General features: G+C 45.8%; 10 protein-coding genes. 5 read left to right on the top strand and 5 right to left on the bottom strand.

What is annotated here, in order from left to right; translation table 11 throughout:
- The first annotated feature begins 8 nt into the window (after positions 1–8).
- Both BT_RS10545 and BT_RS10550 read left to right on the top strand, forming a co-directional pair.
- Positions 9–1,094 carry a PCMD domain-containing protein gene (locus tag BT_RS10545; RefSeq protein ID WP_008766479.1) on the top strand — a complete coding sequence of 362 codons (1,086 nt, stop codon included), beginning with the start codon at positions 9–11 and terminating at the stop codon, positions 1,092–1,094.
- Positions 1,095–1,184: 90 nt separating this feature from the next.
- Entirely contained in the window at positions 1,185–1,970 is a 786-nt protein-coding gene (locus BT_RS10550; protein WP_008761029.1) for a porin family protein, read from the top strand.
- A gap of 15 nt (positions 1,971–1,985) precedes the next feature.
- On the opposite strand, the gene BT_RS10555 is transcribed toward BT_RS10550, so the two are convergent.
- Positions 1,986–2,549, bottom strand: a complete 564-nt coding sequence (locus tag BT_RS10555) for a calycin-like domain-containing protein (RefSeq protein ID WP_011108127.1) — start codon at positions 2,547–2,549, stop codon at positions 1,986–1,988.
- Between the two features lie 158 nt (positions 2,550–2,707).
- Here BT_RS10555 and aroC point away from each other — a divergent pair, with 158 nt between their 5' ends.
- Together aroC and BT_RS10565 are read left to right on the top strand one after the other, a co-directional pair.
- On the top strand, positions 2,708–3,784 hold the full coding sequence (gene aroC, locus BT_RS10560) for a chorismate synthase (protein ID WP_008766481.1): 1,077 nt from the start codon (positions 2,708–2,710) through the stop codon (positions 3,782–3,784).
- Between the two features lie 101 nt (positions 3,785–3,885).
- Positions 3,886–5,250: a dipeptidase gene (locus BT_RS10565; RefSeq protein WP_011108128.1), complete on the top strand. Its 1,365-nt coding sequence runs from the start codon at positions 3,886–3,888 to the stop codon at positions 5,248–5,250.
- 125 nt (positions 5,251–5,375) lie between these two features.
- Here the strand turns inward: BT_RS10565 and BT_RS10570 are convergent, their stop codons facing one another.
- Positions 5,376–6,434: a linear amide C-N hydrolase gene (locus BT_RS10570; protein ID WP_008761025.1), complete on the bottom strand. Its 1,059-nt coding sequence runs from the start codon at positions 6,432–6,434 to the stop codon at positions 5,376–5,378.
- 240 nt (positions 6,435–6,674) lie between these two features.
- Here BT_RS10570 and BT_RS10575 point away from each other — a divergent pair, with 240 nt between their 5' ends.
- Positions 6,675–7,550 (top strand): hypothetical protein, encoded by an 876-nt coding sequence (locus BT_RS10575; protein WP_011108129.1) that lies wholly within the window; start codon positions 6,675–6,677, stop codon positions 7,548–7,550.
- 613 nt (positions 7,551–8,163) lie between these two features.
- Here BT_RS10575 and BT_RS10580 read toward each other — a convergent pair.
- The 3 genes from BT_RS10580 to mutA all read right to left on the bottom strand — a co-directional run bounded on the left by BT_RS10580 (position 8,164) and on the right by mutA (position 14,528).
- The gene (locus tag BT_RS10580) at positions 8,164–10,326 is read right to left on the bottom strand and encodes a DNA topoisomerase 3 (RefSeq protein ID WP_011108131.1); all 2,163 of its coding nucleotides are present in this window, start codon (positions 10,324–10,326) and stop codon (positions 8,164–8,166) included.
- 151 nt (positions 10,327–10,477) lie between these two features.
- Positions 10,478–12,625 carry a methylmalonyl-CoA mutase gene (scpA, locus tag BT_RS10585; protein ID WP_008759796.1) on the bottom strand — a complete coding sequence of 716 codons (2,148 nt, stop codon included), beginning with the start codon at positions 12,623–12,625 and terminating at the stop codon, positions 10,478–10,480.
- A gap of 1 nt (position 12,626) precedes the next feature.
- On the bottom strand, positions 12,627–14,528 hold the full coding sequence (gene mutA, locus BT_RS10590) for a methylmalonyl-CoA mutase small subunit (protein ID WP_011108132.1): 1,902 nt from the start codon (positions 14,526–14,528) through the stop codon (positions 12,627–12,629).
- Positions 14,529–14,631: the final 103 nt, after the last annotated feature.

Genomic DNA, 14,631 nt, shown 5'->3' on the forward strand with positions numbered 1-14,631 from the left:
GTAGAAAAATGAAAGCAAAACACGGTATTCTTTATTTGCTGCTAGCCATTTTCTCTTCTTCTTGCATTCGCGAAGAAGCTCCCAATGCAGAGGCAGACATACTCAGTTGCAGATTGCCGGGAGTAGTCATGACAACGAGTCCGATTATCACTAATAATTCCATCAATATATTTGTAGGACCGGGAACGGACATTTCATCCCTTGCACCCGAATTTACATTGACTCCGGGAGCCACTATCGATCCTCCCAGTGGGACGGCTAGAGATTTCCATTCGCCTCAGCAATATACCGTTACGGCTGCCGATGGCTTTTGGAAGAAGAAGTACACCGTATCCGTTATTGATACGGAACTTGCTACTATTTACAATTTTGAGGATACGCTCGGCGGACAGAAATACTACATCTTCGTAGAACGGGAAGGAGAAAAAGTGGTGATGGAATGGGCCAGCGGAAACGCAGGTTATGCAATGACCGGAGTTCCCAAGACAGCCGACGACTATCCGACTTTTCAGTTTGCAAACGGAAAAACCGGAAAATGCCTGTCCTTAGTAACCCGCAGTACCGGATTCTTCGGTAGCATTATGGGAATGCCTATCGCAGCCGGGAACCTGTTTATCGGCTCTTTTGATGTAGGAAATGCAATGAGCAATCCACTGAAAGCGACCAAATTCGGTCTGCCTTTCCGGCATATACCAACTTATCTGGCAGGCTATTACAAGTATAAAGCCGGAGATCAGTTTACAGAAGGCGGCAAACCCGTCAGTGGCAAACGGGATATATGCGATATTTATGCCATCATGTATGAAACCAGTGAATCTGTGCCGACTCTTGACGGAACGAATGCTTTCACCAGTCCCAACCTGGTTTCAATAGCACGCATTGACGACGCCAAAGAGACGGATGAGTGGACATACTTTAAACTTCCCTTCCATATGTTATCCGGAAAATACATCGATAAAGAGAAGCTAACGGCAGGAAAGTATAATGTAGCTATCGTATTCACTTCCAGCCTGGAAGGAGATCATTTCAACGGAGCTATCGGAAGTACATTGCTGATTGATGAAGTCGAACTAATCTATCGCTCGGAAGACTGATTCCATTCGACCAATGATCTGATAGCAGCTATGGAAGGCAGAACAGAGCAACTATAATGAAATAACTAATGATTTAATAATAATGAAAAGATGAAAATCCATTCCTATATATTCAGTTTACTCGCCTGTCTGGTAATAGCCCTCCCCGGCTATTCACAGGTTGACAGAAACGAAACGCTTATCCGTTCCGCTCTTCACGGACTGGAATATGAAATCAAAGCAGGGTTCAGCATCGGCGGTACAGCCCCGCTCCCGCTGCCTGTCGAAATCCGTTCGATTGACGGCTACAACCCAACGCTGGCTATCAGCATCGGAGGAGAAGTAACCAAATGGTTTGCCGTTCAAAACAAGCTCGGAGTCATTGTAGGGCTGCGGCTGGAGAATAAAGCCATGACAACGGAAGCCACCGTCAAAAACTATAATATGGAAATCCTCGGACAGGGAGGAGAAAGAATCAGCGGTGTCTGGACAGGAGGAGTCAAAACCAAAGTCCACACTTCCGGACTGACAATTCCTCTAATGGCTACTTACAAGTTGAGCAACCGTTGGAATATTAAAGCCGGACCTTATTTTTCGTATCTGCTTTCAAGAGAATTTTCGGGGCACGTATATGAAGGATACCTGCGTGAAGGCGACCCCGTAGGCCCCAAAGTCGAATTTACGGATGGTAAAATCGCTACTTATGACTTCTCGGACGACCTGAGACATTTTCAGTGGGGCCTGCAAATAGGAGCCGGATGGAGAGCATTCAAACACCTCAATATATATGCAGACCTCACCTGGGGATTGAATGATATCTTCAGAAATGACTTTCAGACCATTACTTTTGCTATGTATCCGATCTACTTGAATATCGGATTCGGATATGCTTTCTAGCTGACCAAAGACGGATTAATCCTTACCGGATTCCTCCACCTGCTTCACACCGGAGAAAGCAACTTTCACGGTCTGCTTCAATGCAGGTACTTTTACCTGAATATTCATTGTAGCATTTCCACTTTGCACCGTTCCTTCTATACTGGTGGCACAGGTACCCAAAGCAGCGGCATCCCCCTGAAAAGTAAGGTCTTGCTGTCCGGTGAAAGTCGAAGCGTCCGTTTCCTTTTTCACTGCACACTTGTCTATTACGATATCGCCGAACTTTAATATGTTTCCGTTTATAAACAGTTCAAATTCCTTCAGTTCCATCTTTACTTCCGTATCACTGACCTGAGAGAAAGTAATAAACTTCGGAAGTCCGTCGGCAATCACAACTTCCTGGTCGGAGCCATCGGGCAGCATTGAAATATCGAGATTTCCCCAATACGTTCCCACCACATCGGGAGCAGTCACCACAGCCTCTTCTTCCGGAGGAGTCGTTTCATCATTGACCGTATTATCATCATCACTGCTACAAGCCGTCAAAAGAGAGACAGAGCATATCAATGCCCACAAATACAATAGATTCTTTTTCATAATTTTCGGGTTTAGTTATTAAATAATCGTCATTTATAAACTAAAAAGAGGAAAAAAGGTTCAATTTGCTTCCTTTTCCGAAGATATTTTGAATTCACAACCTTCTTATCAAAAACTTTGTTATATTTGCATAGAGTAATTTTAAAAAAGCCACAACTATGTTTAATTCATTTGGCAACATCTTTCGGCTCACCAGCTTCGGCGAGTCTCATGGAAAAGGAGTTGGGGGAGTAATTGACGGATTTCCTTCCGGAATCACAATCGACGAAGAATTTGTACAACAAGAACTAAATCGACGCCGTCCGGGACAATCCATCCTCACCACACCACGCAAGGAAGCGGATAAAGTGGAGTTTCTTTCAGGCATCTTCGAAGGCAAATCAACCGGATGTCCTATCGGATTTATCGTTTGGAACGAGAATCAACATTCCAATGACTACAATAACCTGAAAGAGGTATACCGCCCTTCACACGCGGATTACACCTACAAAGTGAAGTACGGCATCCGTGATCATCGCGGCGGCGGACGTTCTTCTGCCCGCGAGACTATTTCACGCGTAGTAGCCGGCGCATTGGCTAAATTAGCCCTTCGCCAGTTAGGAATCAGCATCACAGCTTATACATCGCAAGTCGGTGCCATCAAATTGGAAGGCACTTATTCCGACTATGATCTCGACCTGATCGAAACAAACGATGTACGTTGTCCGGACCCTGAAAAGGCGAAGGAAATGGCAGACCTTATATATAAGGTAAAAGGCGAAGGCGATACCATCGGAGGTACGCTGACCTGTGTCATCAAAGGATGTCCTATCGGATTGGGGCAACCTGTGTTCGGCAAACTGCACGCTGCCTTGGGCAACGCCATGCTCAGTATCAATGCCGCCAAAGCCTTCGAATATGGCGAAGGATTCAAGGGACTGAAGATGAAAGGCTCCGAGCAGAACGACGTATTCTTCAACAACAACGGACGGATTGAAACGCATACCAACCACTCCGGAGGTATTCAGGGAGGAATCAGTAACGGACAGGATATTTACTTCCGTGTAGTATTCAAACCGATTGCTACCCTGCTGATGGAGCAGGAAACGGTGAACATCGACGGCGTAGATACGACACTGAAAGCCCGCGGACGTCATGACGCCTGTGTACTGCCACGTGCCGTGCCTATCGTAGAAGCAATGGCTGCCATGACTATCCTTGATTATTATCTGTTGGATAAGACAACGCAGCTTTAATAAGTATCAATATGTCAATCTACCCATGTGCCAATACCTGCACTAAAAATCTGTCAGGCTATTGGCACATAGGCTAAATAACCGCCAGTAAACTATTCATTATGAACGAAATTCAAAAATATATCGCAGCGAACGAACCGAAGATTATGGAGGACCTGTTCAGCCTCATCCGTATTCCCAGTATCAGCGCCCTGCCGGAACATCACGACGATATGCTGGCTTGCGCCCAACGCTGGGCACAACTACTGCTCGAAGCCGGAGTGGATGAAGCATTGGTGATGCCTTCCAAGGGTAACCCGATTGTTTTCGCACAAAAGATCGTTGACCCGAATGCCAAAACAGTATTGGTCTACGCCCACTACGACGTAATGCCTGCCGAACCGCTGGAACTGTGGAAAAGCCAGCCCTTCGAACCCGAAGTACGGGACGGATACATCTGGGCACGCGGAGCGGATGATGACAAAGGACAATCCTTTATCCAGGTCAAAGCCTTCGAATATCTCGTCAAGAACGAACTGCTGAAAAATAACGTCAAGTTTATCTTCGAAGGAGAAGAGGAAATCGGCTCTCCCAGCCTGGAAGCCTTCTGCGAAGAGCATAAAGAGCTGTTGAAAGCAGACGTTATCCTGGTTTCGGATACCAGCATGCTGGGTGCCGAACTTCCATCCCTCACCACCGGTCTGCGCGGACTGGCTTACTGGGAAATAGAAGTGACCGGACCGAACCGTGACCTGCATTCGGGACACTTCGGAGGTGCGGTAGCTAATCCGATCAATGTACTTTGCGAAATAATCAGCAAAGTAACAGATAAAGACGGAAGAATCACCGTCCCCGGATTCTACGATGACGTAGAAGAAGTGCCACAAGCAGAACGGGAAATGATCGCCCATATTCCGTTCGATGAGAAGAAATACAAAGAAGCCATCGGAGTGAAAGAACTCTTCGGAGAAAAGGGATACAGCACACTGGAACGCAACAGTTGCCGCCCGTCTTTCGATGTATGCGGCATTTGGGGAGGATATACAGGTGAAGGCTCCAAGACAGTCCTTCCCTCGAAAGCGTATGCGAAAGTTTCCTGCCGACTGGTTGCGCATCAGGATCATCACAAGATATCGCAGATGTTTGCAGATTATATCTTACAAATGGCTCCCGACACCGTACAGGTAAAAGTAACCCCAATGCACGGAGGACAGGGATATGTCTGCCCGATTTCCCTTCCTGCCTATCAGGCTGCGGAAAAAGGTTTTGAGATAGCTTTCGGCAAAAAACCGCTGGCAGTACGTCGTGGCGGAAGTATTCCTATCATTTCGACATTCGAACAGGTATTAGGAACCAAAACCGTATTGATGGGCTTCGGACTTGAATCGGATGCGATCCATTCACCCAACGAAAACTTCTCGCTGGACATATTCCGGAAAGGAATAGAGGCAGTGATTGAGTTCCATCAGGAATATGCGAAAAGATAAAGGCTGCCTATAGCCGCACGCAGGACACGAAGATAAAAGGAGAACGGTAGACAAGCGGATAAATCCTTTGCCTACCGTTCCTTTTTATTCAAAAAAAGACCTCTTACCACATAACTAACTATCGACTACATCACCGGAGTTTCGAAAAGGAAAGTAAATGATTGACTATCCTTCAAATCCTTCACGGCATCTCCTGCGTAAATTTCTCCTTTGGTCAAGGACAGTTTCTTCACCCCAGCCTTCGGACTAAAATCAATCTTCTTCAAATCCAGCCAAAACAGGTTCGGAGTTAAAGTAGACTCAAAGTAATACACTTTATTCTTCTGATCGGAAACGGAACGCCAGCGAGTAGAAGAAATGTGAGGCTTCTCCGGTGTATTGATACCAAACGGAACGGAGACATTGCGCATCACACTCAGCACACTGGGGACAGCTATCTTTGCATCGGCAGTCTGCGGAATGGCGTGAATGTAGAAAGAGGCACGCACAAAACGGTCGCTCGAACGGTTCGTTCCCGGCAACATCTGCAATCCACCCACTTCTTTCCAGTAATCATTGACAGCCAACTGCAATTCATAACGCGGAGAATTGGTCATCACCTGATATTCTTTCCCCTCATGGATACTCAGTTTGCCATCCAGATATTCGATCACTGCCGTGTTGCCTGTTTCATCGGTAATAGCCATGTGTAAAGTAGATTCCGGTCCCCCGTTCGGCATACGGGGAGCGTCAATACGGAAAGTCTCTTTTTTCATTTCATCTACCGCCTCACGCACCGTTGCAAAATTGTCAAGCACATATTGAGTCCAGATACTGATTCCCATTGCCGGACGGGTATCTCCGGGAAGTGAATAAACAGATTCCGGCAAGAAGAGCAAGCTTGCCACCAGTCCTTTTTCATTCATTCCGTCACAAGTACCTATATCATAGCCTGTTGCGATTACGCTTCCATATTTGGAAGTCCAGTTTACTGTTTTTTCTTTATTGTGTCCCGCACGCTGCATTCCACGTGGAAACACATAGATATTTGACATAATGTCTTCTTTCCAGTCCATCGTGCGACCAGTGACCACCATTCGGTCCGGCCCCAGATATACGGCACGCGTACATGCTCCCGCCGGCTGTATGCCCATCAAAGAGACGGCAGCTAACACCAATGCAACACCCGTAAGTTTTTTCTTCATATTACTTCCAAATTAAATAGTTGATACTCTTATATCTATAATAACAAATATACAACGTATATTGCCTGAGAGAGAGAAAAATTTAAGGGAAAAAAGGGAATTTATTCAGAAAAAATCTTATCCGCTCTTATTTGAGTTAAAAAAGCCTGCGGATGGAAGGAAACATTACACATTATTTGCTTTTCAAATGGGATTTCATTATTTTTGTACATAACCTATCATAAAAACTAAGGAGGGCAAATGCGTATGAGACAAAAAGTTAGCATATCACAGCTTCCAATTCGTTTGGGAATCTTTCTTTTGCTGTATTTTGTTCCGCAATCACTCTCTGCGCAAGAAAACAACGACAGTACGCACATACTTCGTAACGGTGCATCCATAACGCTGGACGACGTACTAAAACAGGCCAACATTAACTTGTTTCCAGAAAAGAGCACTACATATTCTTTATATTCACCCGGACAGTTGGAGCATATACCCCGCTTTTCACTCAAAAGGGATATCTCCCTGCCTTATCAGACCAATCCTTCCCTACTCTTCCGAGGTGATTACAGTACAGGCGGGGTATTGCATCAATTCGATCATGGAGCACTGTTCGGTTCCGGAAGCCAGACAAGTATGGCAGGCATCGGGCGTTTCAACAGTGCTTCACTAGGTTATCAGCATATTTTCAATGAGCAATTTGAGTTACAAGTCCGTGCCAATGCGCTGAAGGTCAACATGTCCCACATCACCGGGCAGGCTTTCAGCACTTCGGGTGCCTTCCTTTATCATCCTTCCGACCGTGTCACCTTCAAGGTCTTCGGGTCATACGACATCGGAAATTCTTACGGAATGAGTACCCATAGCTACGGAGCTACGATGTCCGTCGATATGTCCGACCGCTTCGGGATGGAAATGGGAGTACAGCGATACTATGACGCGATGAGCGGACGTTGGGAAACGGTTCCCGTTATGATTCCTTACTACCATTTCGATAAGTTCACACTGGGTTTGGATGTGGGTGGTATTATATATGAGATTCTCCGCAATGCCGTTTTTGATAAAAACAGAGGTATAGGTGGTCCATCCGGCCCGACAATCGGACCACCCCGGATGCATATACCTATACGGTAAAATCCCGTTATCATAATACTGGTTTACATAGATCAATCACCAGTTTCGACCTTTGAAACTTTTAGTTTCAAGCGTTGGAACTAATAGTTTCATGCCTTGAAACCATTGGTTTCAAAGGTTGAAACCAAAAGTTTCAAGCGTCTGAAACTATCTGAATGTACTGTTGATTTGATTGACTTGACTGCACGTTTCAATCACATTAACCATATCAGTTATTCCGATTGAGCTGTTCTCTTAGGAAGCATAAAATCAATTATTGGTCAATAATACATGATTTCTCAGTCTTTAATACCTGATTTCTCAGTTATTAATGGTTGAGAAATCAAACGTTAATAACTGACACATCAGACATTAACATCCTGTAAATCAAAAGATAACATTACAAAAACGATACTAATCAGGACGAGACAGAGTGAGAGCAACCGTTTGCTCTCATACTTGCCACCACGCTTGCTACCATCCCTGAAACATCGATGAATAAAGGGATACAAGTGGATAGTGAGAGCGTGATAGCAAAACGGCTATCTAATTCCTTATGGTGCGAACAGAAAAGAAGGGACTCTTTTTCTTTGAAAAAAGAGAAATCACTGTTATGTGAGACACTGTCCACAAACTATTCGAAATTCTTTCGGTAAGTACATCCATTTCTCCATTCCGAACATCCGTAAGCTGTCTTCCCTTTAATGATGGTTCCCTTACCACAAACCGGACACGGTTGTCCGACAAAAGTATCTGCATTACCGGTAGCCGGAGCAGAGGCAGGAGCAGAAGGAGTCAGAGCAGGAGACGGAGAAGATGCAGGAACTTTCGGTTCTGCTTTCGCCTTCTTTTCTTTGGGAGCACTTGCTTTACGCTCACGCTTCTTAGGTTCTTTCTTTGCCTTTTCTTCCGTTTGGGCAACTGCCTCCTGAATAGTGATACGTCGGTTCGTATTATCTGAAAGTACGCTCATCACGATTTCAGATACCATTTGCTTCAGTTCTTCAAGGAATTGACGGGCATCGTATGTCTTCTTTTCAATCTCACGTAGTTTCTTTTCCCATATACCGGTCAGTTCCGCAGATTTCAGCAGTTCTTCGTGGATGATCTGTACCAGTTCCACTCCCGTAGGGGTGGCTATCAGGTTCTTTCTTTCCTTGCGGATATAGTTTCGCTTGAACAACGTCTCGATAATGGCGGCACGGGTAGACGGCCGACCGATACCATTCTCCTTCAGAGCATCACGGAGTTCGTCATTATCCACCAACTTTCCGGCTGTTTCCATCGCACGAAGCAATGTTGCTTCCGTATAAGGTCTGGGCGGTTGCGTCCACTTCTCATTCAAGTCCGGAACATGAGGACCACTCTCCCCCTTGACAAAGGCAGGAAGTACATTTTCATCCTCTTCCTCTTTTTCTTCGGAAGTATCTTTCACATCTTTGGCAAAAACGACACGCCATCCCGGCTCCAGAATCTGTTTGCCGATTACTTTAAATTCTATCTTGTCCACTTCGCCCATCACGGTAGTGGTAGAAATCTTACAATCGGGATAGAACACCGCTATAAAACGACGGGCTATCAGGTCATAGACACGACGTTCCATATCCGTCAGATTCTGTGCATAAACGCCTGTAGGGATAATGGCATGGTGATCTGTTACCTTCGAATTATCAAATACCTTTTTCGATTTAGGCAATGAAGCACCTGACAAAGGAGCAGTCAGCACCTCATAGTCCCGAAGGCCTTTCAATATTCCGGGACACTTCGGATAAATATCGTCACTCAGGAAAGTGGTATCGACACGCGGATAAGTAGCCACTTTCTTTTCATAAAGCGACTGAATCAGCTTCAGCGTTTCATCAGCGGAATAGGCAAACTTCTTATTACACTCTACCTGAAGGGAAGTCAGGTCGAACAGACGCGGAGCATATTCCTTTCCATCCTTCTTGCCGACATTGGTGACAATGAACGGAAGGTCTTTTATGCGTTCCACCAGCGCTTCTCCCTCCTCCCGGTTGGCGATAGGGTCGATGCCGGGATTGTCTATCTTCTTCTTTCCGCCACTCTTTTCTTCTTCCGCAGCAATTTCTTCATCGCTTTTACGGATCAGAGCAGAAAAGGTGGTATCACGATAATTTGTTTTCAGTTCCCAGTATTGTTTCGGCTGGAAGTTGGCGATCTCCAGTTGACGGTTGACAATCAATGCCAGCGTAGGAGTCTGCACACGACCGATGGAAAGCACTTGTTTGTTCTGACCGTATTTGATAGTATAAAGACGGGTAGCATTCATTCCCAGCAACCAGTCCCCCATTGCACGGGAAAGTCCCGCTTCATACAGTGATTGAAAGTCGGACTGATCCTTTAGTTTGGCAAATCCTTCGCGGATCGCCTCTTCTGTCAGCGAAGAAATCCACAGACGTTTCACCGGACAGCGGGCACCTGCCTTCTGCATCACCCAACGCTGGATCAATTCTCCTTCTTGGCCGGCATCACCGCAGTTGATGATTTCATCTGCATTCTGCATCAGTCCCTCGATAATGTGAAACTGTTTTTCGTAAGTAGGGTTCTCTATCAGCTTGATGCCGAACCGTGGCGGAATCATCGGTAAGCTACCCAAGTTCCATGATTTCCAGTTAGGGGTGTATTCATGCGGCTCTTTCAAGGTACAAAGATGACCGAATGTCCAGGTTACCTGGTATCCGTTTCCTTCTATATACCCTTCTTTTCTTGTATGAGCGCCGAGTACTTCGGCTATATCACGTGCTACAGACGGCTTTTCGGCTATGCAAACTATCATTTTTTCTCTTCTTGTTTTTATACTAACAGTCTACAAAGTTACATGATTATTTCTCACTGACCGCATAAAGATGAAAAAAACATCCCGCCTTCAGCCCGAATGGAGCTATAAGGCGGGATAAAAAAATAGAAAAAATGATTAAATTCCGTACTTATTCTTCATCCATCAGGATTTCCAGAATCTGGCAAGCAGCCTTCGCTACCGGAGTACCGGGACCGAAAATAGCAGCTACACCTGCCTTATACAGGAAGTCATAATCCTGTGCAGGGATAACACCGCCGGCAATTACCACGATATCTTCACGACCCAGCTTTTTCAGTTCTTCCATAATCTGCGGAATCAACGTCTTGTGTCCGGCAGCCAATGAAGAAACACCTACTACGTGAACGTCATTTTCTACAGCTTCACGGGCAGCTTCCGCCGGAGTCTGGAACAATGGTCCCATGTCTACGTCGAAGCCACAGTCTGCATAACCGGTTGCTACCACTTTGGCACCACGGTCGTGACCGTCCTGTCCCATCTTCGCAACCATAATACGAGGTTGACGTCCCTCTTTCTTAGCAAACTTCTCAGCCAGTTCACATGCACGCTTGAAGTCGCCATCGTTTTTACTTTCTGATGAATACACGCCTGATATTGTTCTAATTATTGCTTTATAACGTCCTACAACCTTTTCGCAAGCATAGGAGATTTCACCCAGCGTTGCACGAACACGAGCAGCTTCTACAGCCAGTTCCAGCAAGTTACCCTTACCGGTCTCCACGCATTCGGTGATGGCTGCCAGTGCTTTGTCCACTTCTGCCTGGTTACGTCCTTCTTTCAAACGTTTCAGGTTCTCGATCTGTTCAAGACGAACTGCCGTGTTATCAATCTCAAGGATATCAATCGGAGCTTCTTTTTCCAGACGATATTTGTTCACACCAACAATAGTCTGAGAACCGCTGTCGATACGGGCCTGCGTACGAGCAGCAGCCTCTTCGATACGCATCTTAGGAATACCGGTCTCGATAGCTTTCGCCATACCACCCAGTTTTTCTACTTCCTCGATACGTTCCCAAGCCTTGTGAGCCAGTTCGTTGGTCAGAGCTTCTACGTAGTAAGAACCGCCCCATGGGTCAACGTTCTTACAGATATAGGTTTCTTCCTGAATATAAATCTGAGTATTACGGGCAATACGTGCGGAGAAGTCTGTCGGTAGGGCAATAGCCTCATCCAGCGCATTGGTATGCAAAGACTGTGTATGTCCCAAAGCGGCAGCCATGGCTTCGATACAAGTACGTCCTACGTTATTGAACGGGTCTTGTTCTGTCAGCGACCAGCCGGAAGTCTGAGAGTGTGTACGCAATGCCAGTGATTTCGGATTCTTCGGATTGAATTGTTTTACAATCTTAGCCCACAACATACGGGCAGCACGCATCTTCGCGATTTCCATGAAGTGATTGGTACCAATCGCCCAGAAGAAAGACAGACGGGGAGCGAACGCATCGATATCGATACCTGCCGCTGTTCCGGCACGCAGATATTCCAGACCGTCGGCCAATGTATAAGCCAGCTCGATATCTGCCGTCGCACCTGCTTCCTGCATGTGGTAACCGGAGATAGAGATGGAGTTGAACTTAGGCATCTTCTGCGAAGTATATTCGAAAATATCGGAAATAATCTTCATAGAGAATGCAGGCGGATAGATATAGGTATTACGCACCATGAACTCTTTCAGAATATCATTCTGGATAGTACCGGCCATTTCTTCGAGTTTAGCACCCTGTTCCAGACCTGCATTAATATAGAATGCCATAATCGGAAGTACCGCACCGTTCATCGTCATAGACACGGACATCTTGCTCAAAGGAATACCGTCGAACAAAACTTTCATGTTTTCGAGTGAACAGATAGATACACCAGCCTTACCTACGTCACCTACCACACGTTCGTGATCGGGGTCATAACCGCGGTGAGTAGCCAAGTCAAATGCTACGGACAAACCTTTCTGACCGGAAGCCAGGTTACGGCGATAGAAAGCATTTGATTCTTCGGCAGTAGAGAATCCGGCGTACTGACGGATAGTCCAGGGGCGAAGAGTGTACATCACTGAATACGGACCACGCAGATAAGGAGGAAGTCCGGCAGCATAGCCGAGGTGTTCCATTCCTTCGAGGTCCTCTTTTGTATAAACAGGCTTCACGTCAATGTGTTCCGGTGTATTCCAATCAGCGGAAATACCGTTAGCCTTTTGCCATTCAGCACCGTTAGCGGGCTGAAATGCAGCATATATATCTAAGTTTTTAAAATCTTTTCTCATCTTACTTCAATAGTTTGGCGTTAAACTCTTTCAAGGTATCCAATACGTTGACACGCACGTGGATGAAGTTCTCGATACCTGCTGCCTTCAGTTCATCCATACAGGCGGGAGCACCTGCTACGATAAACATAGCACGGCCGTCCAATGCTTTGAAAGCCGGCACCGCATATTCCGCATATTCGTCATCGCTTGAACAGAGAACTACAATGTCAGCTTTAGCAGCCATAGCAGCTTCTACTCCGGCTTCCACCGTTTCGAATCCGAGATTGTCAATAACTTCATATCCGGCACAAGCGAGGAAGTTGCAAGAGTATTGCGCACGTGCCTGACGCATAGCCAGATTACCGATAGTCAGCATGAACGCTTTCGGACGTTTGCCGGAAGCCTCCGTTTCAAGGCGTAATGCCTCAAATTCGCTGGCTGCACGGTCGAATACCAAAGTATCCACATCTTTCTCGCAAGTATGAGCATCACCTCCGCAGCAGCATTTTGCTTCTATCGGCTGTTTCTCACCTGCTTTTTCATTGAAGTTCGGGAACTGGTTGGTACCCAGCAGCACTTCACGACGTTGAGCAACTGCTTTATGACGGGCCTTGTTGCTTTCGTTCACTGCTGCCTGAACTGTACCGGCTTTCAATGCAGCATAGAAACCGCCTGCCTCTTCTACGGCAAGGAAGAGTTCCCACGCCTGTTTAGCGATAGACACTGTCAGATTCTCGATATAATAAGAACCGGCAGCCGGGTCAATCACCTTATCAAAATGAGATTCTTCTTTCAGTAACAACTGCTGGTTACGTGCAAGGCGTTCAGAGAATTCATCCGGAGTCGAATAAGTCTTATCGAACGGAACGACTGTCATTGAATCCACACCGGCCAATGCAGCACTCATCGCTTCAGTCTGTGTACGAAGCAAGTTCACATGAGCATCAAACAAAGTAAGATTGAAAGTGGAAGTTTCGGCATGAACCGCCATCTTCGCAGCACAACGACATTCTCCATTAGCCCCCTTATTGTCGCAATCACGCAGGCATTCAGGATGGTAGGAAGCTACGATGTTTGCCCACAGCATACGTGCTGCACGGAATTTAGCGATTTCAAGGAAGTAGTTGGAACTGATACCGAAGTTGAACTTAATTTTCTTGGCAACTGTAGCAGCAGGGATACCTGCGTCTGTCAGCTGGTTCATGTATTCATTACCCCATGCCAATGCATAGCCCAATTCCTGAGAAATGTAAGCTCCGGCATTGTTCAGCGAGATTGCATTTACATTCAGTACACGATAGAAAGGAAGCGGTTGGATAGCTTCGATCAGGGCTTTGGCAGTTTGAACCATATCGCCTTTTTCTTTACCGCGAGTCAGCATCTTGTTAAAGAAGTCATAATTGACAGAACCTCTCAGTTTCTTCACGTCATAATCCTTCTTCTGGAAATAAGCCACCAGCAGACCAGCCAATTCAACCACATGTCCCTGACAAGTAGAGAAGTTCAGTTCTACACACTCAGCCTGAATACCATTCAACAGTGTTTCAATGTATTCCGCATTGAGTTCTTTCGCTTTTACGTGGAAAGAAAGTGAATCCACACCTTTGTTCAGAATATCCAGTGCTTTGGCATTGGCTTCCTTCGGACATTCAACTTTGATTTCCTGGCGAACCAGCCACTCATTATTGCTCTTCTTGGTGCCTCTCAGATAGGGAAATTCTCCGGGAAGTGCATCTGTTGTTTTCAAACCCTCCAGATCTTCCATCCGGTAGAAAGGTTTCACTTTGAACCCTTCGTTTGTCTTCCAAACGAGCTTCTTCTCAAAATCAGCACCTTTCAAGTCGGCTGTAACCTTCTCCATCCATTGTTCGGTGGAGACAGGAGAAAAGTCTGAGAAGAGTTTTTCTTTTTTGTCTGCCATAGTTTATTTAAAATTAAAACAAGAATTAATATTGTCTTTATTTTTATTTGTCTCTTTCTAAATGTCAGTCGTTCGACTTGCAAATATAATTAATAAGTTCGAA

The sequence above is a fragment of the Bacteroides thetaiotaomicron VPI-5482 genome, from assembly GCF_000011065.1.
Lineage (GTDB): Bacteria > Bacteroidota > Bacteroidia > Bacteroidales > Bacteroidaceae > Bacteroides > Bacteroides thetaiotaomicron.